The 20,631-nt window shown below is 35.3% G+C and carries 17 protein-coding genes; 7 read left to right on the top strand and 10 right to left on the bottom strand.

All coding sequences use genetic code 11. The annotated features are described in order from the left end of the window. The first annotated feature begins 3 nt into the window (after positions 1-3). Complete coding sequence (hemN, locus tag QZ136_RS05405) at positions 4-1,368, top strand: oxygen-independent coproporphyrinogen III oxidase (protein ID WP_291401198.1); 1,365 nt, start codon at positions 4-6, stop codon at positions 1,366-1,368. On the opposite strand, the gene QZ136_RS05410 is transcribed toward hemN, so the two are convergent. The 3 genes from QZ136_RS05410 to ccoG are packed head-to-tail and all read right to left on the bottom strand — an operon-like array spanning position 1,332 to position 4,015. Beyond that, positions 1,332-2,174, bottom strand: coding sequence for a sulfite exporter TauE/SafE family protein (locus tag QZ136_RS05410; protein ID WP_291401200.1), 843 nt, complete (start codon positions 2,172-2,174; stop codon positions 1,332-1,334). The two genes, hemN and QZ136_RS05410, sit on opposite strands and share 37 nt — an antisense overlap. Positions 2,175-2,198: 24 nt before the next feature. Continuing rightward, complete coding sequence (locus tag QZ136_RS05415; protein WP_291401202.1) at positions 2,199-2,627, bottom strand: FixH family protein; 429 nt, start codon at positions 2,625-2,627, stop codon at positions 2,199-2,201. After that, positions 2,627-4,015 (bottom strand): cytochrome c oxidase accessory protein CcoG, encoded by a 1,389-nt coding sequence (ccoG, locus tag QZ136_RS05420; protein ID WP_291401204.1) that lies wholly within the window; start codon positions 4,013-4,015, stop codon positions 2,627-2,629. The genes QZ136_RS05415 and ccoG overlap by 1 nt, the downstream gene beginning before the upstream one ends. A 224-nt stretch (positions 4,016-4,239) precedes the next feature. Here ccoG and QZ136_RS05425 point away from each other — a divergent pair, with 224 nt between their 5' ends. The 3 genes from QZ136_RS05425 (at position 4,240) to QZ136_RS05435 (ending at position 7,698) form a co-directional block, all read left to right on the top strand. Then, the gene (locus tag QZ136_RS05425) at positions 4,240-5,235 is read left to right on the top strand and encodes a PEP/pyruvate-binding domain-containing protein (RefSeq protein ID WP_291401206.1); all 996 of its coding nucleotides are present in this window, start codon (positions 4,240-4,242) and stop codon (positions 5,233-5,235) included. Between the two features lie 15 nt (positions 5,236-5,250). After that, complete coding sequence (locus QZ136_RS05430) at positions 5,251-5,979, top strand: TIGR00730 family Rossman fold protein (protein WP_291401208.1); 729 nt, start codon at positions 5,251-5,253, stop codon at positions 5,977-5,979. A 72-nt stretch (positions 5,980-6,051) separates the two neighbouring features. Beyond that, the gene (locus QZ136_RS05435) at positions 6,052-7,698 is read left to right on the top strand and encodes a L,D-transpeptidase family protein (RefSeq protein WP_291401209.1); all 1,647 of its coding nucleotides are present in this window, start codon (positions 6,052-6,054) and stop codon (positions 7,696-7,698) included. A 170-nt stretch (positions 7,699-7,868) separates the two neighbouring features. Here QZ136_RS05435 and QZ136_RS05440 read toward each other — a convergent pair whose 3' ends face one another. The 6 genes from QZ136_RS05440 to QZ136_RS05465 form a co-directional block, all read right to left on the bottom strand. After that, positions 7,869-8,750 (bottom strand): cbb3-type cytochrome c oxidase N-terminal domain-containing protein, encoded by an 882-nt coding sequence (locus QZ136_RS05440; RefSeq protein ID WP_291401212.1) that lies wholly within the window; start codon positions 8,748-8,750, stop codon positions 7,869-7,871. Between the two features lie 4 nt (positions 8,751-8,754). Then, entirely contained in the window at positions 8,755-8,922 is a 168-nt protein-coding gene (locus QZ136_RS05445) for a hypothetical protein (RefSeq protein WP_291401214.1), read from the bottom strand. Between the two features lie 25 nt (positions 8,923-8,947). Next, positions 8,948-11,083 (bottom strand): cytochrome-c oxidase, cbb3-type subunit I, encoded by a 2,136-nt coding sequence (gene ccoN, locus QZ136_RS05450; RefSeq protein ID WP_291401216.1) that lies wholly within the window; start codon positions 11,081-11,083, stop codon positions 8,948-8,950. An 86-nt stretch (positions 11,084-11,169) separates the two neighbouring features. Next, positions 11,170-11,331: a cbb3-type cytochrome oxidase assembly protein CcoS gene (gene ccoS, locus QZ136_RS05455; RefSeq protein ID WP_291401218.1), complete on the bottom strand. Its 162-nt coding sequence runs from the start codon at positions 11,329-11,331 to the stop codon at positions 11,170-11,172. After that, positions 11,328-13,727, bottom strand: a complete 2,400-nt coding sequence (locus QZ136_RS05460) for a heavy metal translocating P-type ATPase metal-binding domain-containing protein (RefSeq protein WP_291401220.1) — start codon at positions 13,725-13,727, stop codon at positions 11,328-11,330. The genes ccoS and QZ136_RS05460 overlap by 4 nt, the downstream gene beginning before the upstream one ends. A 94-nt stretch (positions 13,728-13,821) precedes the next feature. After that, positions 13,822-16,314 (bottom strand): cation-translocating P-type ATPase, encoded by a 2,493-nt coding sequence (locus QZ136_RS05465; RefSeq protein WP_291401222.1) that lies wholly within the window; start codon positions 16,312-16,314, stop codon positions 13,822-13,824. A 199-nt stretch (positions 16,315-16,513) separates the two neighbouring features. Between QZ136_RS05465 and QZ136_RS05470 the strand changes: the two genes are divergently transcribed. Continuing rightward, positions 16,514-17,344: a universal stress protein gene (locus tag QZ136_RS05470; RefSeq protein WP_291401224.1), complete on the top strand. Its 831-nt coding sequence runs from the start codon at positions 16,514-16,516 to the stop codon at positions 17,342-17,344. 27 nt (positions 17,345-17,371) lie between these two features. On the opposite strand, the gene QZ136_RS05475 is transcribed toward QZ136_RS05470, so the two are convergent. Further along, positions 17,372-18,103 (bottom strand): YoaK family protein, encoded by a 732-nt coding sequence (locus tag QZ136_RS05475; RefSeq protein ID WP_291401226.1) that lies wholly within the window; start codon positions 18,101-18,103, stop codon positions 17,372-17,374. Positions 18,104-18,269: 166 nt separating this feature from the next. On the opposite strand from QZ136_RS05475, the gene QZ136_RS05480 reads away from it, so the two are divergent. Further along, a complete protein-coding gene (locus QZ136_RS05480) occupies positions 18,270-19,556 on the top strand; it encodes an MgtC/SapB family protein (protein WP_291401228.1) in 1,287 nt (428 codons plus the stop codon). Between the two features lie 99 nt (positions 19,557-19,655). Then, positions 19,656-20,489, top strand: coding sequence for a 4,5-DOPA dioxygenase extradiol (gene ygiD, locus QZ136_RS05485; protein ID WP_291401230.1), 834 nt, complete (start codon positions 19,656-19,658; stop codon positions 20,487-20,489). Positions 20,490-20,631: the final 142 nt, after the last annotated feature.

Genomic DNA, 20,631 nt, shown 5'->3' on the forward strand with positions numbered 1-20,631 from the left:
AATATGATTACCCAACAACTCATTAATAAGTATCATGTAGCAGCACCACGTTATACAAGTTATCCTACGGTTCCTTATTGGGATACAGCTGCCCCAGATTTAAATAAATGGAAAGAATCTGTCAAGTTTTCTTTTGATCAAAGCAATGCCAAGGATGGCATTAGTTTATACGTTCATCTACCTTTTTGCGAGAGTTTATGTACTTATTGTGGTTGTAATACCAGAATTACAAAAAATCATCAAGTTGAGAATCCCTATCTACAAGCAGTTTTAAAGGAATGGGAGCTATATCGTGATATCTTAGGTGGAAGACCACTAATCCGTGAAATTCATTTGGGAGGCGGCACGCCAACTTTTTTTAGTGCCGAAAATCTTTCTATTTTAATCAGTGGATTAATGGAGGGGGCTGATCTTCACAGCAATGCCGAGTTTAGCTTTGAAGCACATCCTAATAATACTACTGAAGCCCATCTAAAGACTTTATTTAATTTGGGATTTCGGCGTTTAAGCCTCGGGATTCAAGATTTTGATCCTAAAGTTCAATTGATTATTAATCGTGTACAAAGTTTTGAACAAGTTGAGGAAGTTACCATAAAAGCACGCCAAATTGGCTATACATCTATCAATTTTGATCTAATTTACGGTCTTCCACTTCAAACTCTTGAAGGTTTGAGAGATACACTCCTTCAAGTTAATAAATTAATGCCTGATCGTATTGCTTTTTATAGCTATGCACATGTGCCATGGATTAAACCAGGACAGAGAAGTTTTACTGAGAATGATCTTCCCAATGCAAGCCAGAAACAAAAACTGTATGAATTGGGACGTGAAATGTTTACCTCCATGGGTTATGAGGAAATTGGCATGGATCATTTTGCTTTAAAAACTGATAGCTTATTTAAAGCCGAATTTTTAAAGAAGCTACACCGTAATTTCATGGGATATACGCATCAATATACTCAGTTGATGATTGGCTTGGGTGTTTCTTCCATCAGTGATAGTTGGATTGCATTTGCTCAAAATGTAAAAAAAGTAGAAGATTACTACGATTTAATAGCCAAAGGCGAACTGCCAATTTTTAAAGGACATCATTTAACTGAAGAAGATCTTCTGATTAGAAAGCATATACTTAATCTAATGTGTCAGGGAAAAACATCTTGGGATCATACTTTTTCAATGAATAAAGTGCTAATTGATGGATTAGAGAGATTAAAGGTGTTGGAGGATGACGGTCTCGTAAAAATAGGAGACAACAGTATTTTAGTTACTCCTTTAGGTAAAAGATTCTTAAGAAATATTTGTATGACACTAGATGCTCGCTTGTGGGCTGATCAGCCTGAAGCACAATTGTTTAGTATGGCGGGATAGTTCCGGATCTTCGTCCGGAAAGACAGGGGGTAAATAAATGCTATCGTTTTCCGGATCTTCTTCCGGAATGACAGGTGTTTCTTAGATGTTTTTGCTGTCCTTCCGGAATGATCCGGAATGGAACAAACCTCAACACCACTCTCCACTTTTTTAGGACTTAAATAGGGGATGTCTAAGTTTAAACCTCTTAACACAAACCATAATCCCAATAACAACATCACAAAAGGAATTGCATTATTTATTCGCCTACGAAAGATAGGGCTTATGAAACTCGTACTTATCATTGCCGCAAACATCAATGGCATTGTCCCTAAGCCGAAAAATAGCATGTATTGGGCTGCAGAGACAGCATTTCCTGTATTTAATGCACCGACCATCGCCAAATAAACAAATCCACAAGGCAACAAGCCATTTAAGATTCCAGTAATCAAATGCCCAGATTTATGTTTTAAAGCATAGGATAGCATTCGATTAAAGGGCTGAATCATTCTTGTGGCCCACTTCCCATTTCCAATGGAAATATTAAAAATTCTGGAAAATGCTGCAAAAATGATTAAAATACCTGTTATAATACTTAAAGATTGCTGTACACCTGCTAGCCACAGTTGCTGCCCAACTAAGCCAATAATTAAACCTAAAAAAGTATAAGTTAAGGTGCGACCAATATTATAAACTAATTTATCGAATAAAATTAGCCAAGCTTGTTCGCGAAAACTTGGAATGGCAAAAGCCAGCGGACCGCACATGCCAACACAGTGAATGCTACCAAATAATCCGGTAAAAAATGCTAGCTCATTATAATTCATTTAGCTATTGCAATTTGCTTTTTATCAGTCAATTAGAATATCTTTTTCAAATAAATATTCCTTTCCTTCACTTTTCCATTCTAAAATAAGCTTCCAATGCCCTTTTGAAATCTCGTTTAGTGGGAAAACGAATTCATTGTTTTCACGAGTTTCCATATTTAGTGTGCGGTCATTCTTATTATCTGAAGGATGAAGAAAGCGGATGCTTCCTATTGCAGGCTTTTTGAATATAATTTTTAAGCTATCTCCAACATAAATAGATGGTTCCGATTTGTCTTGATAAACTCGATTTTTTTGCGTATATTCCTTATCATATTCAATCCCCTTTTGATAATAATCCTTATCTACTAGGTCATCCGAATCACTTCTCATCATAAATACCACTAGTGTGATTATGAAGGCCATAAATAAGCCCATGCCTATAACTAATTTTGTTCCCCAGTTCATCTTCATTAATTTGGTGGTGCTATAAAATTTGTTTTTATTTCGTCTATTTTCTTGCCGTTTGAATAGATGTCAATCTCAATCTCTGACTTATATTTTTTAATGTCTTTTTGAGGTATAATTACAAAGAAAGTGACTTTTACAGATCCTCCTTTTTTTATACTATCCTCCTTTCGGATGTATTGAATTATTACATTTTTATCTTCTGGCTTCATCTCAAAAACAACATTTTCGGTGGTTTTATTCACTAATTCTGCATTATAAAGATTACTTACAGTGCCATTATCTCGCATTTGGTATAAAGTCCCGCCCGCCCGTAAAACAGTAGTTTCTATTGCACTTCTACTAATTAATAGATAGCTTAACACACTTACTAAAATCAGGAATACAAGAGAGTAGGCATAAACTTTTTTACTCAACTTAAAGGCTGATTTTGATTTAATTTGATCTTCCGACATAAATCCGATGAGTCGTGTAGGGCGATGCGTTTTTTCCATCACCATATCACAAGCATCAATACATGCAGTACAGTTTATACATTCAAGCTGGGTGCCATTGCGAATATCAATGCCTGTAGGGCAAACATGAACACATAGTTTACAATCTATACAATCACCTAAATGTTGCTCAGCGTTTTTACTGATTTTGCCCCTAGGTTCGCCTCGTTCATAGTCATAGGCCACAATCATACTTTGATTATCTAAAAGCACGCCTTGGAGTCGGCCATAGGGACAAATAACCGTACAAACCAGTTCCCTAACGTATGAAAACACTAAATAAAACACAAAAGTGAAAATCCAAATTGAAATAAATCCGGATGTATGTTGTTCAATTGGCTCAGTCATAATTTTTATTAATGCATCCGAACCAATGATATATGCCAAAAAGACATTCGAGATAAAAAAGGATATTAAAATAAAAATAAAATGTTTCGCACCCTTTTTTAAGACTTTTTCAGGGCTCAAAGGAGCCGCATCCAGCTTTTGCTGTTGAATATAATCCCCCTCAATCCAATTCTCAACCTTCCTGAATACCATTTCCATAAATATGGTTTGCGGACAAGCCCAGCCGCACCAAACCCTTCCGAAAATTGCCGTAAACATCACAATAAATACCATGAATGTTAAAATGGCTAAAACAAAAAGGTAGAAATCTTGAGGCCAGAAAATAACCCCAAAAAACACGAATTTACGCTCAATAATATTAAGTAATATAAGCTGCTCTCCGTTAATTTTTATAAATGGACTTCCAAAAAGTATCAAAAGAAAGAAATAGCTCAAATTATCACGGTAATGATATAATTTACCTTTTATGATTTGAGGGTACATCCACTTCCTCTTATTTTCAGTATCACTGATTGAAGGAAGATGATCTCGGAAATTAGGTACGTCAGCCATTTAAATTATTCCAATTTTTATGTTATTTCCGCTTTTGCGATGAAATCTTATAAAGGTAATTTCTGTAAAAGTCCACATAAGAAAGATTTTATAACATGATCTATGTCATTTTAAAACATAATAAACATCATTTAATTCTGATTTAATTCAATGCATCTTCGTAACCAGGAATGATCTTTTTAAGCAATGATCAAAACCAATATGATTCTTAATAAATTAATTTTATGATAATCAAGGATTATGTTTTAAGGCTCAAGAACCTCAGCATCGCCGATTCGCCTGAAGTTGGAACAAAAAATGCTTTTTTAGGTGAGATTTTTACTCATCCCACGCTTCATAACATTAAGGTGCCAGATGGATTTGCCATTACTGCAACAGCCTTTCATCGATTTATTGAATACAATAAGTTAGATGGAGTTCACGAAAAACTAATGGCTTCTTTAGATAATGATAATTTATCCAGCATTGAAAAAGTTGGGAAAAAGGCTAGAGAATTAATACTCGGTGCCCGAATGCCAGGAGATATTGAAAATGCTATTATTGTAGCCTATCACGAACTTTGTTCTGAATCCTTAAGCAAAGTTGCTGTTCGAAGTAGTCCGATTAGTATCAATCCACTTCAAACATATTTCAAAGATGTTCATGATGCCTTCCTTAATGTGAAAGGTGAAATAGAATTAATAAATAATGTTAAAAAATGTTTTGCATCTCTGTATTCTGATGAAGCATTGAAGGTTTACTCAAGTTCTTCTCCAAAATCGATCTCCGTTTGTGTTCAAAAAATGGTGCGATCAGATAAGTCATGTTCTGGAATGGCCTTCACTTCAGATCCGGAAACTGGTTTTTTGGATGTGGTTCATATCAGCGGAGTGTATGGTGTTTTAGATAAAAATTATCAAAATGAACTCAATCCAGATGAATTTATCGTTTATAAACCCAATATTTCTCTGGGAATGAGTTCCATTATTAAGAAAAAAATGGGATTGAAAAATCAGATGCTCACTTTTAATAAAAAATCTGAATTATATCCTTCTGATACCCCAAAGCCATTGCGAAATCAATTTATTTTAATGGATGATGAAATACTTGATTTAGCTGAATGGGGCTTGACTCTTGAAGATTATTATGGAACAGCCATAAGATTTGAATGGGCAAAAGATGGTATTACAGAGGAGCTATATTTATTGCAGGCTAGGCCTCAAAATATTAAGAAATTTTAAAATTAATTTATAAAAATGACTAAATCTGAGATTAAATTTCTTAGCGGACCGCAATCACGACTCAAAGAATTTCTTTTTACAATCAGTATTGTTCGCCAATTTATCAAAGGATTTAGAGAACTACATTTTATCGGTCCATGTATTACTATTTTTGGATCTGCTCGATTTGATGAAGATCATGAATACTATAAATTAACTCGGAAGGCTGCCGGAGAGTTTGCCAAGCTTGGTTTTACAATTATGACTGGCGGTGGACCCGGAATTATGGAAGCTGCCAATCGTGGAGCTAAAGATGTTGGTGGCCGCTCAGTAGGATGTAATATTCAACTCCCTAGAGAGCAAAAACATAATCCATATCTAGATAAATGGGTAGAAATCAAACATTTCTTCGTCCGAAAGGTTCTACTTGTTAAATACTCTTTTGCTTTTGTGGTTATGCCTGGCGGTTTTGGTACTCTTGATGAATATTTTGAAGCAATTACTCTAATTCAAACAAATAAAATTGGTGATTTTCCAGTAATTATCTTTTGTAAGGATTTTCATCAGAAGTTAATTGAACATACCCATGTTATGAGAATGCAAGGGACTATAGCAGAAGCTGATTTAGGCCTTTTTCTTGTAACTGATTCAATTGAAGAAGCTATTGCATTAATTAAGGAAGAGGGTATTAAAAAACATGGATTAAAATTTGAAGAAAAGATGAAGCCCTTTAGATGGCTATTCGAATCGAAATTTAAATTCTAATTGCGAATTACATTTTTTACATGATGAAATTATCCAGAAGGATGATCGTTATATTAATATACGAATTTTTAAATGATTTTCCAAATACGATCTTTTTATTTAATTCTTGCTTATCTCTCGCTAAATAGCCTTTATGCACTGAGCCAGACTAGTAATCAATCTGCTATACTTGATAGGGATAGCTCCATAAATAAAAATCAAACTCATGTAAGTTGGGGTTTTGTACGTTTTTTTGGAAGTACTACAAAAGTTAGATTTGAGAACTACGAAATTGACAAATTCCTAAAACAATACCCCAAATTTTTACCATTTGAAGAGAATATCCAGATATTTTATAAGCAAAGGAAAATGGCTTATACTTGGTTTGATCAAAAAGGATTAATCGAACAAGCTGATAACCTATACAATAGGGTTTCTAATTTGGATCCTCAAAATTCGGAGGAGATACCTTACCAGAACTCTCTAGATTCTTTGATGAATCCTGATTTGCCCTCCAGATTTACAGGAGCTCAAAAAATTAAGCTTGAACTCATGCTTACCGCTCAATATTGTGTGCTTTCTGAAATCCTTGCTTCTGAAAAAAAACCAGATTTGCTTAATGATATTAACTGGAAGCCTAAAGGACAAAAATTGTCTTTCGAGGCTTACCTTGATCAAGTTTTAAATGCACCAATCCAACAGATAGGACTAGGAGAATCACCAATTAATAGACAGTATGAACTATTGAAAAAGTATCTCGAAAAATATCGTGAGCTTGATAAAAGAGGCGATTATTTTAAAATTAAGCTCGAAAAAATATCTTATAAACTAGGAGATAGCTCTGAAATTGTTAGGCAAATAAAATTACGTCTCAATGAGCTAGGAGATCTTCAAGATAAAAACCCTAATTCCATCTTCAATCTTCAACTAGAGAATGCGGTTAAACAATTTCAAATTAGACATGGACTTCTTGATGATGGTATTGTGGGCAAAGGAACTATAACAGAGCTAAACGTTCCCTACAAGCAGCGAATTAAGCAGCTTATTGTGAATATGGAACGATGTATGTGGGTTCCGGAAAATGTTAATACAGATTATATTGCAGTTAATATTCCTGAATTTAAACTACATGTTTTTAGCAATAATCAATTGCAGTGGAGTTGTAAGGTGGTGGTAGGAAAGGTCATGAATAAAACGGTGGTTTTTAATGCCGATTTAAAATATGTGGTTTTTAGTCCCTATTGGAATGTTCCTCAAAGTATTGTGAGAAATGAAATCCTCAAGGATATGCGTAAGGATAGAAATTATTTGAGCAAACATCACATGGAGATAACAGCTTATCGTAATGGTTTGCCCGAAATTAGACAAAGGCCAGGCCCTTTAAATGCCTTAGGTAAAGTGAAGTTTCTTTTTCCCAATAGCTATAATATTTATTTGCATGATACCCCCAGTAAATCTTTGTTCAATGAGCCTATTCGGGCATTTAGTCATGGTTGCATCCGCGTAAGCGAGCCCTTTAAACTTGCTCAATTCTTATTAAGAAACCAAGCTAATTGGGATGATGCAGCTATTCAGTTAGCAATGGATTCTGGCAAAGAAAAATATGTAAGCTTGACCGATAAAGTTTCGGTATTCATCGTATATTTTACCTCTTTTGTCGATGCTGAGGGGAAAATTAACTTCCGTAAAGATATTTATGGTCGGGATGAAAGATTAGCAGAAATGATCATGGATTTTTAGAAGCACTCTGCTTGTTTTCTATTTTTGAATGATAAATATTATTTATAAGCTTAATTTTTATCACTAAAGCTGAGTATCAATTTATAAATTTAAAAAGACCACTATTAAATAGCTTGAAATAAAAAACCCGGATTCATCTTCATAATCCGGGTTTACTTTATATAATTCTATTAGAGTTGAGTCCCCTGCGGTTCTTTCGGGTTTGCAGGTTTCGTGCCTTTTAAAGTGAGTATGAAGTTAGACAAATCAGCGGTTTGTTTTGCTGTAAGTGTTTTTTCCCATGAAATCATTCCCTTTTCAGGAACTCCGTATTTAATGGTTTTAAAGATACTATTGATTGTTCCTCCATGAATCCAATATTCGTCGGTTAAATTCGGACCAACAGATCCACCACCATCCGCAACATGACATGCTACACAATTTTGCATGTAGACTGCTTTGCCGGCGGCAATTACTGCGGGACTATTATCAACTTTTACACTGTTTTCATCAATTAGATTTCCTGCTTTTGCCAAGTAGGCTGCTTTTTCTACCTCAGCTGCCTTCATTTCTATAGCATATTCTTCATCTTGAAGCGGGCTCCACTTAAATACATGATAATTAAGCAGATAAACCGAGCCAAATAATATTGATCCATAAAACAATACATTAAACCATGCTGGAGTAGGATTATCTAATTCGGTAATTCCGTCAAAATCATGATCTAACATCATGTCTTTTTCTTCGGAAAGAGGTCTTAATCCCATTAATTTCGTCCAAATGCTTGGCTGAGTGCTTTTTGCAGACTTTTCAGCAGCTTCCCACTCATGATATTCCAACATTTTGGCTGGTTCTGCAGCTAGAATTTGTGTTGGTGATTTTATTTCGGCTGCCATTATGCGCACTGTTTTAAGCAAAACAAGTGCAACAATCAATAGGAGTAGCGCTACAAGAAACAAAATTACTATTGTTTCCATATAAAAATTACCTGTACTCCCTCCAGTATTTGCCTCTGCTGCCCAGCTGATATTGCCAGAAAACAATAGGGTGATTATAAAAATTAAGCGTTTCATAATTCTAAGCTTTATCGTCATTTAATGGTAGCTCACTCATATAGTTTACGTGTTTTTTTTTCATGGTAAATAGTAATACCGTAACAATAATGAAAAAAACCATAAATATTCCTAGCGAGGTGATCAGATAAACATCTGCACCAGATGTTTTATCTATAAATTGTCTAAACATAAATTCTTATTAATGGTTCAATGTATTATTTTGATGGTGTTAAAGCCACATTACCCACTTTGATGTCTGTTCCAAGGCGCTGTAAGTATGCTATAATTGCAATTATTTCTTTATCGCTGCTTATTTTAATATTGTCTTTAGCTAGGCTTGCAACAATTCCCTCAGCTTGTTTTTTAAGGTCGGAATTGGCTTGTTGCTCATATAGAGGCGCGTAGGGCACTCCAAGTGTTCGCATGGCATTTATCTTAGCCACGGTGGTAGTAGTGTCTAAGGTCTGTTCTCCAAGCCAATCATATGCAGGCATAATACTTCCTGGCGACATGCTTGTTGGGTCCATCAGGTGATTGTATTGCCATGCGTTTGAATATTTTCCACCTTCGCGATGTAAGTCGGGTCCCGTACGTTTCGAACCCCACAAAAATGGATGATCATAAACAAACTCTCCCGCCTTGCTGTATTCGCCATAACGCTCGGTTTCTGATCGAAATGGCCTAACCATTTGTGAATGACAATTTACACAGCCTTCTCGGATGTATAAATCGCGCCCCTGTAATTCAAGGGGTGTGTATGGTTTAACACTTGCAATGGTAGGTATGTTCGAAGAAATCATGAAGGTTGGCATCATCTCTACCATTCCACCAATTAAAATTACAATAAGGGATAGTACAAGAAAAGTCATTGGCTTGCGTTCTAATGAACGATGCCATGTTTTTTCGGATGAACTTGGTGCATATGCAGGTTCTAATGCCATAGCTTCTGCTGGTTCATCAGCCACTAGTTTACCGCTTTTTGCAGTTTTAATTAGGTTATAGGTCATTACGATAACACCAGTTAGGTATAATGTGCCTCCAATAGACCTAAAAATATGCATCGGCAAAAGTTGAAGTGTTGTTTCTAAGAAGTTTGGATATTTTAACAATCCTTCAGGAGTAAACTCTTTCCACATTAAGCCTTGTAAAAATCCAGATAAATACATCGGTATGGCATAGAAAAGTATTCCTAAAGTGCCTATCCAAAAGTGGAATGCTACAAGCTTTTTAGAGAAAATTTCGGTTTTATAAATTCTCGGGATTAACCAATATAAAATGGCGAAAGTTAAGAAACCATTCCATCCTAATGCGCCTACATGCACGTGTGCAACTATCCAGTCGGTAAAGTGGGCAATTGCATTTACTTGTTTTAAGGATAACATAGGCCCCTCGAAAGTTGACATACCATAGGCCGTGATACCTACAACCATAAACTTTAGGTTTGTATCTTCTCGTACTTTATCCCATGCACCTCTTAAAGTTAATAAACCGTTAATCATACCTCCCCAACTTGGTGCAATAAGCATAATTGAGAATGCAACGCCCAAAGATTGAGCCCAATCTGGAAGCGATGAATATAATAAGTGATGCGGACCAGCCCAGATATAGATAAAGATCAATGACCAGAAGTGTAGAATACTAAGTTTATAAGAATAAACGGGTCTCTGCGACATTTTAGGTAGGAAATAATACATCATTCCTAAATATGGTGTGGTTAAAAAGAACGCAACCGCATTATGCCCGTACCACCATTGTACAAGTGCATCCTGAACACCAGCGTATAAATAATAACTTTTAAATGCTGAAATTGGTAACTGAAATGAATTGACTATGTGCAGCACTGCAACAGTAACAAAGGTTGCAATGTAGAACCAAATAGCTACATACATGTGTCGCTCACGACGCTTAATAATTGTACCGAACATATTTATTCCGAATACCACCCAAATAAGGGTAATCGCAATATCAATTGGCCATTCTAACTCAGCATATTCATGTGAAGTTGTTAATCCCAATGGTAAAGTAATTGCTGCTGCTACAATAATCAGTTGCCAACCCCAAAAATGGATGCTGCTCAGCTTATCGCTAAACATTCTGGCTTTTAAAAGGCGCTGTAGCGAGTAGTAAACGCCCATGAATATTCCATTTCCCACAAATGCAAAAATTACTGCATTGGTGTGTAAAGGACGAATACGGCCGAATGTAGTGTATTGATTGCCTAAATTCATCTCCGGCTTAAAGAGTTGAAGGGCTACCAAAAGGCCGACAAGCATTCCCACAAGTCCCCATATGACTGTGGCAATGGCAAAATTCCTTACAATTTTATTGTCATAGTTAAATTTTTCAAGCATACTATCGGGTTTTTATTTATGGTGTAAATCTAATTTTCAGGCTGTGACAATCAAGTGACAGAACATCGAAAAAAAAGTGATTCTAGTCACTTTTCGGCTTCCTTTGGGATGTCATCATCGAATAAAATTCGAACACCTGGTGTATAGGTATCATCGTTTTGTCCATTTTTCATCGCCCAGAAAAAAGCGAATAAAAAAATCAGTGCTAAGAATACACTACAACCAATCAAAAAGTATAAGATGTTCATATTAATTTATTTTTTCTAGCAAACACATGTGTTGCAATGCTGGTGAATGAAATGATAGTTACCGTGCTTAGTGGCATTAAAATAGCTGCAAAAAGGGGTGATAATAAGCCTTGCACCGCAAAAAATAATCCCACCACATTATATACTAGGGATATGCTGAAACTGATGTGTATCACCTTTACAGCATCTTTAGCTTGCTGAATGAATTGGGGTAATTTTTCGAAACTTGCCCCATCAAGAATGGCATCACAACCGGGCGAAAAATTATTGATATTGTCGGTAACGGCTATGCCTAAATCACTTTGTTTTAGTGCTCCTGCATCATTTAAACCATCTCCAAGCATCATTACTTTATCGTTTTTTTTCTGAAGTGCTTTGATATAGTCTAACTTATTCTGCGGACTTTGAGAGAAGTGCATTTGACTTTCCCAAGGAAATGCAGGAAGGAGATACTCCCGTTCTGTATCTTGATCTCCTGATAGTAAATGCATGTTTAGTTTGCTTCCTAAATGCGAAAAAAGTTCTTTTAACCCCTTTCGCCAGCCTTGCCTGAAGCTGAAATATCCGGTATATCGCTCAGAAATCTGTATGTACACTGTTCCGGAGTCTTTTTTCTCGGATTTTATATTGATAAATGACGCACTGCCAATGCGTACCATTTTGCGATTTACAATACCCTCAATTCCTTTGCCTGGAATTTCTTTGTATTCACTTACCGTAAAATATTCATTGATTTTCATCCATTTAACAAGCTCTCTACTTAATGGGTGTCCCGAATTACGTGCTAATGAACTAATCATGCACTGTTCCTCATAACTGAGGTCGCCCTCAAAGCTAATTCTAAAACCCTCAGGAGCCGTAATTGTTCCAGTTTTGTCGAAAACAAGTGTATTTATTTTTGCCATCTGCTCCACAACAGCAGTATTTTTGAGATAGAATTTATTTTTATCGAAAATACTCAGCACCGCCGAAAGGGTAAATGGTGAACTTAATGCCAAGGCGCATGGGCAGGCAATAATTAATACAGCAGTAAATGCTTGCCATGCTTTAGCACTATCATCAAACATCCAAAATGCGGCAGATCCAAAGGCAATAGCTAGGAGAACTACACTAAAATATTTGCTTACAGTGTCACTAAAAGTGTCAATTTTCTTTCTTTTCTCATCAAAAATCTCATTATTCCAAAGGCTAGTTAAATAACTTTGCGATACAGGCTTAATTACCTCAAGCTCAATGGCTTCATTAATTTGTCGCCCACCCGCATAAACCACCTCACCTAAAACTTTTTGTATTGGCGCCGATTCTCCTGTAACGAAACTAAAGTCAATCACCGCATCACCCTTCATAAGTATGGTGTCTGCAGGGATAATTTCATTATTTCGAATTAAGATTCGATCACCAACCTGCAATTCATCCATCGGGATAGGTTTTTCACCTGCTTCACTAATTAAGGTAACTGCAACTGGGAAATAGGAACGATAGTCGCGTTCAAAAGATAGGTGATGGTAAGTACGTTGTTGCACCCATTTGCCTATCAATAAGAAAAATACAAGCCCGCAAAGTGTATCCACAAAGCCTGCTCCACTACCACTTAAAATTTCATAAAAGGAACGAATAAACATCACCGCAATTCCAAGTGCTAAAGGGAAATCTAGATTTAATACCTTGTTAGTCAGGTTCTTCCACGCAGAAATAAAATAGTCGCGGCCACTATAAAATACCACAGGAATGGCGAAAATCAAATTAAGCCAACCAAAAAATGTCTTGAATTGCTGCTCAAATGCGGCCATCCCAAAATATTCGGGGAAGCTTAAAAGCATGACATTCCCAAAACAGAAACCAGCAACTGCAATCTTTTTTATAATATCTCTATCCGAAACTTTGTTTTGCTCTTTTACTACATCTTGCAAACTGATAAGTGGCTCATAACCAATGGCGCCAAGCATTTTCACAAGTTCACGCAACGAAAACTCCTTGTGTTTAAAGCTAATCACCACCTGTTTTTTCAGGAAGTCAATTCTTGAATTAACGATTGATGGATTAATCTTATAGAGATGCTCTAATAACCATAAACATGAACTACAATGTATGGATGGAATGTAGAGGGTGATGATGCTAATATTCTCATCAGAATAGTCGAGAAGAGATGCAGCAATTTTAGGCTCGTCTAAATAATCATAATGAGATGAAATTACATCTTGCGTTGTTCCAGGAGTATTATTGTAACTATAATAATTGCAAAGTTGATTTTCTGACAGAATCGTATATACACTCTGACAACCTATGCAGCAAAAATCTTTCTCATCGTAATGGTAATCTTGATCTGGGCAGTCATTCCCACAATGATAACATTGTTTTAATTTCTCAGCTTGTTTTTGAGTATCGAGAGTATCCATAACTTCAAAAATCACTTGATTTTCAAAGTATTACAATGATTTGCATTATTAAAGAAAGTGATATCAATCACATTCTTTATGATAATTAGCTGTTTTATCTCTGTTTTCTCCGCATAATTTTGAAAATTTCAATCCACATCACACCGATAAAGGCTGCAACAAAGCAATAAACTAATTCTGTAAATGATAGTGGAACAAATTCAAAAATATTTTGAATCGGCTTAAAATAAATCGATAGTAGTAAAATGAGGATAGAAATGCTGAGCACTAAGGGAATTAATGCATTTTTATATCTGATTGTGGTAAATATGGAGTAATAAAATGACCTATTGGCAAGGGTTAAGAAAATATTGCTGAAAATGAGCGTGCTATAAATGATAGTACGTACCTCTGCAATTTCATAACCATTTTCCATGTAATAATAACCCATCCCCAAACATGAAGCTGTAATGATAAGTCCCTGAATAATACTTATTGATAACTCATTAAATGAGAAAAAAGTCGCGCTAAGTTTTCGCGGTGCTTTTTTCATTGAATTTGCTTCTATAGGCTCATTTTCGAAGATTATTGAGCAAGTGGGACCCATAATTAATTCTAAAAATATCACATGAACCGGTGAGAAAAAATTAGTGTATTTCCAGAAAAGGAGTAGGGGCACAGTAACAATTAAAATTATAGGAATGTGGATAGAAATAATGTACTGTATAGCTTTTTTAAGATTTTCATAGATTCTTCTGCCGAGAGCAATGGCTTCTACCATGTGGACTAAATTATCATCTATGAGGATGAGTGATGCGGCTTGACGCGCAACTTCAGAGCCTTTTTTACCCATTGCTATGCCGATGTGCGAAGATTTTAATGCCAAACTATCATTCACCCCATCGCCAGTCATGGCCACCACGTGGCTTTTTTGCTTTAAAATATTGATTATTCTAAGTTTTGCCTCCGGAAACATCCTTGTATAAATATTCACATCATCTACTATGCTTAAGAGTTTTTCATCACTCATTTGTATCAAGTCCTTTCCTTCTAAGGTTTTTTCAGCGCCTTTAAATCCGCATTGTTTTGCAATAGCTGAAGTTGTAATTGCATTATCGCCAGTAATGATTTTTACCCCAATTCCCGCTTGATAAAATTGCTTAAAAACCTTGTTTATATTTTCTTTTGGAGGATCGTAAAATGCAAGTAATCCTAAAAAAGTGAAGGAGAAATCCTGCTGCTTTTTAGGAAATTCATTACCCTTTAAATCAGTTTTCCCGACGCCTAATACCCGATACCCCTGTGATGCAAGACTTTGAATTTTTAAATTAATTTCAGTTTTTTCAGCATTGGTGAGCTCTGAAACATTCATTATTGCCTCGGGTGCGCCTTTTGCAGCAATATGGCGTTCTCCTTTTCCATTTTCAAAAATGTGGGTCATCATTGGTGGCTGACCGTCAAGAGGATATTCGTGTATCATCTTAAAATCCTTACGTTTATCCTTCGGAATTAGTTTTTTATAGTGGTCGTGAAGTGCAATCTCCATTGGATCGAAAGGAATTGGCTCACTCGCCCACATACCATATTCAGCCACTTCATTTAGGTTTTTTTGCTCCTTAATTTGCTCTTTATCAAATAATTCCTTGTTTTTGTGAAGGTAAATGGCTGCTAACTCCATTTTGTTCTCGGTAATGGTCCCTGTTTTATCAATACAAATAACTGTTGCCGCACCAAGAGTTTCAACCGTATTAAGTCCTTTGACAAGAATGCCTGTTTTTGAGAGTTTCCATGCCCCCAATGCCATAAATGTTGTGAACGCAACGGGAATCTCTTCTGGAAGGATAGACATGGCCAATGTTAAAGCCATTAGGAGACTATCCAAGAATTTATGTGTTTGGAAATAGTAAAATATTAAGACCAATAAAAAGCAAATTAGCCCCACAATGGTCATGGATTTTACGAAACTTAATATTTGTTTGTATAAAGGGGGTTTTTCTGTTTTAATTTCCTTGGCTAATTTGGCTAATTGCGCCGCTCTACTTTGGTCTCCGGTTGCAGTTACTCTATAAACGGCTAATCCTGAAACAGCTAAAGTGCCTTGAAATACATTATTTTGATCCTTAGCACTACTTTTGCTCTGCGAAAATGATTCACCAGTTAATACAGATTCATTTACGGCAAAGTCATTGCTATGTACTATCTCTCCGTCGGCTGCTATAACTGAACCTTCTTCTGAAATTAAAAAATCACCTAAAACAATTTCTTCAGAGGCAATTTCAATGATTTTATTATCTCGAATAACTTTAGTTTTTGAAGCAGTTAATACTTGCAGTAATGAAAGTGCTTTTCGTGTTCTAAAGCTTTGAAAAAAAGAAATGGTTGAGACTAAAAGCACTGCCGATAACAGGAATATTGCTTCCGAAAATTCACCCAATAAAAAATAAACAAGTGCCGAAGCAATTAAAAGTATAAAAATGGGTTCAAGAACCATTTCCTTCAGGATGATAATGAATTCGCTCTGCTCTTTCCCTGAAATTGAAACATCTTTTTTTCGTAACTCAACATCGGCATTACTTAAGCCATGAAAGGGGAATGGATTTTTTGTCATTGTATAAAATTTCACCATATAAACTTCTCTTAAATTAAGCATTTTGATTGGTTTATTAGTCATATTTATGAATATTGACGAGCGTCATATTTTTTGATTTTTGAAAAGTGTAAATTGCTGTCCATGACAATAATTCGAACATAATAGGTATTCGAATCTGGATAGTTAACGTACAATTTCACTCTTTAACCCAATAAATATGCTTAAAATTCTCGCCACAACCGATTTCTCCGTAAACTCAAAGGCAGGTATTCGCTTTGCCATTCAACTAGCATCCCAGCAAGCATGTGAAATTACTTTTTTTCACTCCTACCATATTATGAAGCCCAGTATTTGGGATGCAAAGAGATTTACTAGCTATGAAAAGAGTGAAACGGTAAAGATTAAAAACAAATTGGAAAAGTTTGTTGCTGCTATTTATAAAGCCTTAGATACCAAACCTGAAAAAGTACATTATGTAATTAGTAGTTCCTTTGTTACTGATAGTAATATCATTAAATATGCTACAGATCATCAATTTGACTTAATTTGTATCAGTAGAAGAGGAGAAGGGAAGCTGAAAAAAATATTCGGAACCAATACCACAAATTTAATTCAGCGTTCAACAGTGCCAGTTATGGCAATTCCACATAATTATAAAAGCATGAAGATTAATTCGGTGCTCTACGCCTCCGATTTAGCCAATTTAAAGCATGAAATGGATAAAGTTGTAGCTTTTGCAAAACCTCTTGGAGCAACAATCGAACTTCTTCATCTAAATTATCCTTCAGATACATCTGATAATATGAAAACCATTGAGGATGTGATTAAAGATTATCCAAAAACAAACATCACCTACCGATTAGAAAATATTGATCTTATTTATAATCTAGTTTCTAATTTGGAGCAAGTAATAAAAAAGACTAAACCATCTATTTTAGTCATGTTCACAGATCAAGATCTTGGTTTTTTTGAGAAATTATTTCTTTCAAGTAGTACCGCTGACTTTTCATTAAGTGCTTCTGTACCATTGCTTGTGTTCAAGAAATAGTGTGAAATGGATCAATTTTAATCCATCTCAATAATGACGAAGCTTTCTTTTTAAATAATAAAATCGATAAAGAATAGTATCGAAAATTAATGCAATAATTAAGCATAGCGAGGCAATAAGAATGGCAAGCATACCCAATATTTTATAGGAAAATCCACCAATTATACATCCCATAAAGAAAAATATGATGATTATCATTCTCAACTTAATACTTCTAAATAGTTTTTGAAGTTCATTTTCCTTTCTATAAAAAAACAATTGAGATAATTCAATTCCCAGATCAGTGAATAAACCAGTTAAATGAGTTGTTCTTACCAAAGAATTTGACACATTAGTAACCAGTGCATTTTGTAAACCCATGGCAAAAAGTAACATAAAAGCTATTGTTTGAGGAGCTAAACCTTCATTTAACCAATAAGTTGATCCGATACCTACCAAGCTAAGGATAATGATTTCGAGCCCCATTGGGATAGTATGCGCAATTAATGGGTTCTTTTTTAAACTGAGTTCAATCAGTATACTAGAAATAAATGCACCAAATAAAAATGCCAAAATGTATAGTAAAAAATTAAGGGCATTTAAATATCGATTGTTCACAATCTCTTCTGCAAAGAAAGCGAAATGACCTGTGACATTTGTTGTAAGTGTTTGGATAGATAAAACACCTATAATATTGACAATGCCAGCTGTAAATGAAAGTATGGCTGCTAAACGGCGATTGTGAATAAATGTTCTTCCTTTACCTTTGTGGCGAAACATAGTGTTTTTACCAATTTACTAATTTTTTAGGATACTTTGTTTAATTAGCTAATAAAAATGTTTGTAGCCCAAATCAAAATATTGGATCATCTAGGCTATTTAAATTCACTGAAAACTAATTTTACCATTTTCTAATTTTTATCTTTAACAATTATAAAATGAGCATATGGAGATTGGTACCTCTCAATTTTCTGATTTAAATTTAGATCATCTAGTCGGCCTGGCTAGTAGCATTGGCATTGGCTTCCTGATTGGGATGGAACGCCAGTTTTCAAAAGAGGCAATAGAGCATCAGGAGCAGTTTGCAGGTATCCGAACCTTCACCATGGTGTCTATGTTTGGTTTTATTTCTGCGCTTTTATCAACTTTGGTAGGGGATTGGGTATTCGGATTAACCTTAGCATGTGTTTTTGCTTTCGTAGTGGTATCCTATGTTCAAATGTCTAAAGTGCCAGGTAATAGAGGAGGAACTTCCGAATTTGCGCTATTAATTACCTTTACTTTGGGTGCATTAGTGTTTTATAAGATGATTCTTTTTGCGCTCATCATCATGGTCGTGATGTTGCTTTTATTGGCCTTTAAGCCATCTTTACACCTTTTTGTTGAGAAGCTAAAACGCCAAGAATTACTTGCAATTATTCTATTTGTGGTCATGTCGGCACTCGTAATTCCTTTCCTTCCCAATGATAATTTTGGACCCTACAAACTTTGGAATCTAAAAGAAATTTGGCAAATGGTCTTGCTTGTATCTGGAACTAGTTTGGTGGGATATATGATTGCTAAATTCATGGGGCAAAAAGGTACAGTCTTAGCTGGCTTAATTGGAGGCTTCGTTTCTAGCACCTCTGTAGCACTTGCATTTTCTAGAAAGAGCAAGGAATCAAAATCATCATCCTTTTTTTATGCCGTAGGAATTATAGTTGCTTGCACAATTATGTTCCCAAGGATACTTTTTGAAGTTTATATCGTTAACGCCAATTTGGCTAGTCAGCTGCATATACCTATTATAATAATTACTTGTGCAGGTTTTGGGACAGCAGTACTCATCTATAAAGTGGAAAATGGGAATCATAGCAGCAATGAAATTGCTTTAAAAAATCCATTAGACTTCCTAACTGCCCTAAAGTTTGCCTTATTGTTTGCTGCTGTACAATGGCTTGTGAAATATACAAGCATCCAATTTGGAGATAATGGCTTTTATCTTGCTGGTGCCATTTCTGGGATTACTGACGTGGATGCCATTACCCTGTCAATGGCCAAAATTGAAAAAGCTGGGGGCAGCACAAAACTAGCCATCCAAACCATACTCATTGCGGCGCTATCAAATACACTTGTAAAATTATTCATCGTTGTTGTTTTGGGAAGTATTGAATTGAGAAAAACTACTCTCTGGGGCTTTTTTGCCATATTTATTTCGGGATTTGCTTATTTTTTCGTATCTTATATCTATTAGATTGTTTTTCTTGATCTAACTCAACGTTATTTTTTATCCTATATCATGAATAATCATCTTTTTGAGGGTTAATTTTGTAAATCATCAAAAGAAAATATCATGTCTGGTTTAGGTACTTTCAAGAATTTTACTCAAAGTTTAACGGATAAAGGCTTTGTAATGCCCGCATTATTTATTGGTCATGGATCCCCAATGAATGGAATTCAAGACAATGAGTTTTCTCGTCGCTGGACTAAAATTGCTCAAGAAATTCCTGAACCTGCTGCTGTACTTGTTATTTCTGCACATTGGATAAGTAATGGGACCAAAGTAACTGCAATGGATTTTCCTAAGACTATTCACGATTTTGGTGGATTTCCACAAGAACTATTTGATGTTCAATATCCAGCACCAGGCAGTATAATCATCGCAAATGAAACAGTCAAACTTCTACATTCAGTGCATGCAGAACTTGATCATGATTGGGGACTTGATCATGGCGCTTGGACAGTGGTTAGAAATATGTATCCCAAAGCAAATATCCCCGTGCTTCAATTAAGTATTGATTATAATAAAGCACCGCAATATCACTATGAATTAGCCAAAGAACTTTTATCTCTTCGCAAAAAGGGTGTTTTAATTATAGGAAGTGGAAATATGGTGCATAATTTAGGAATGGTAGCTTGGGATAAACTAAGCGTTCCAGGTTTCGGATTTGATTGGGCTCATGAATTGAATACGAAATTCAAAAATCTTATCGCTAACGGTGATCATCAAGCACTCATCAATTACCAAAGTATTAGTTCCGATATTAATTTAGCTATTCCCACTCTAGAGCATTATCTGCCCTTGATTTATAACTTAGGGCTACAAGACAAAAATGAAGAAGTCTCCTTTTTTAATGATATGGCGGTGGGTGGCTCATTAACTATGACTTCGGTTAAATTTGGTTGATAGTAGCTAAACAAAACTGTATTTTCTTTTAAAGAACTATTGTGTTGATTTTAGAAATATTTAGAAAAATAAAAATCATTGAATTCTCTTGTTAATAAAACATTCTGAATTAGTATAATTGTATTATAATCCTTTAAATACA

The organism is Daejeonella sp., from assembly GCF_017495225.1.
Taxonomy (GTDB): domain Bacteria; phylum Bacteroidota; class Bacteroidia; order Sphingobacteriales; family Sphingobacteriaceae; genus Daejeonella.

Excerpts from the sequence above, each read along its gene's own strand:
- QZ136_RS05440 (WP_291401212.1), bottom strand. The coding sequence starts at position 8,750 with ATGAAACGCTTAATTTTTATAATCACCCTATTGTTTTCTGGCAATATC.
- QZ136_RS05465 (WP_291401222.1), bottom strand. The coding sequence starts at position 16,314 with ATGACAAAAAATCCATTCCCCTTTCATGGCTTAAGTAATGCCGATGTT.
- QZ136_RS05425 (WP_291401206.1), top strand. The coding sequence starts at position 4,240 with ATGATAATCAAGGATTATGTTTTAAGGCTCAAGAACCTCAGCATCGCC.
- ccoN (WP_291401216.1), bottom strand. The coding sequence starts at position 11,083 with ATGCTTGAAAAATTTAACTATGACAATAAAATTGTAAGGAATTTTGCC.
- QZ136_RS05415 (WP_291401202.1), bottom strand. The coding sequence starts at position 2,627 with ATGAAGATGAACTGGGGAACAAAATTAGTTATAGGCATGGGCTTATTT.
- QZ136_RS05435 (WP_291401209.1), top strand. The coding sequence starts at position 6,052 with ATGATTTTCCAAATACGATCTTTTTATTTAATTCTTGCTTATCTCTCG.
- QZ136_RS05470 (WP_291401224.1), top strand. The coding sequence starts at position 16,514 with ATGCTTAAAATTCTCGCCACAACCGATTTCTCCGTAAACTCAAAGGCA.
- QZ136_RS05460 (WP_291401220.1), bottom strand. The coding sequence starts at position 13,727 with ATGGATACTCTCGATACTCAAAAACAAGCTGAGAAATTAAAACAATGT.
- QZ136_RS05410 (WP_291401200.1), bottom strand. The coding sequence starts at position 2,174 with ATGAATTATAATGAGCTAGCATTTTTTACCGGATTATTTGGTAGCATT.
- ygiD (WP_291401230.1), top strand. The coding sequence starts at position 19,656 with ATGTCTGGTTTAGGTACTTTCAAGAATTTTACTCAAAGTTTAACGGAT.
- ccoS (WP_291401218.1), bottom strand. The coding sequence starts at position 11,331 with ATGAACATCTTATACTTTTTGATTGGTTGTAGTGTATTCTTAGCACTG.
- QZ136_RS05480 (WP_291401228.1), top strand. The coding sequence starts at position 18,270 with ATGGAGATTGGTACCTCTCAATTTTCTGATTTAAATTTAGATCATCTA.
- QZ136_RS05430 (WP_291401208.1), top strand. The coding sequence starts at position 5,251 with ATGACTAAATCTGAGATTAAATTTCTTAGCGGACCGCAATCACGACTC.
- hemN (WP_291401198.1), top strand. The coding sequence starts at position 4 with ATGATTACCCAACAACTCATTAATAAGTATCATGTAGCAGCACCACGT.
- QZ136_RS05475 (WP_291401226.1), bottom strand. The coding sequence starts at position 18,103 with ATGTTTCGCCACAAAGGTAAAGGAAGAACATTTATTCACAATCGCCGT.
- QZ136_RS05445 (WP_291401214.1), bottom strand. The coding sequence starts at position 8,922 with ATGTTTAGACAATTTATAGATAAAACATCTGGTGCAGATGTTTATCTG.
- ccoG (WP_291401204.1), bottom strand. The coding sequence starts at position 4,015 with ATGGCTGACGTACCTAATTTCCGAGATCATCTTCCTTCAATCAGTGAT.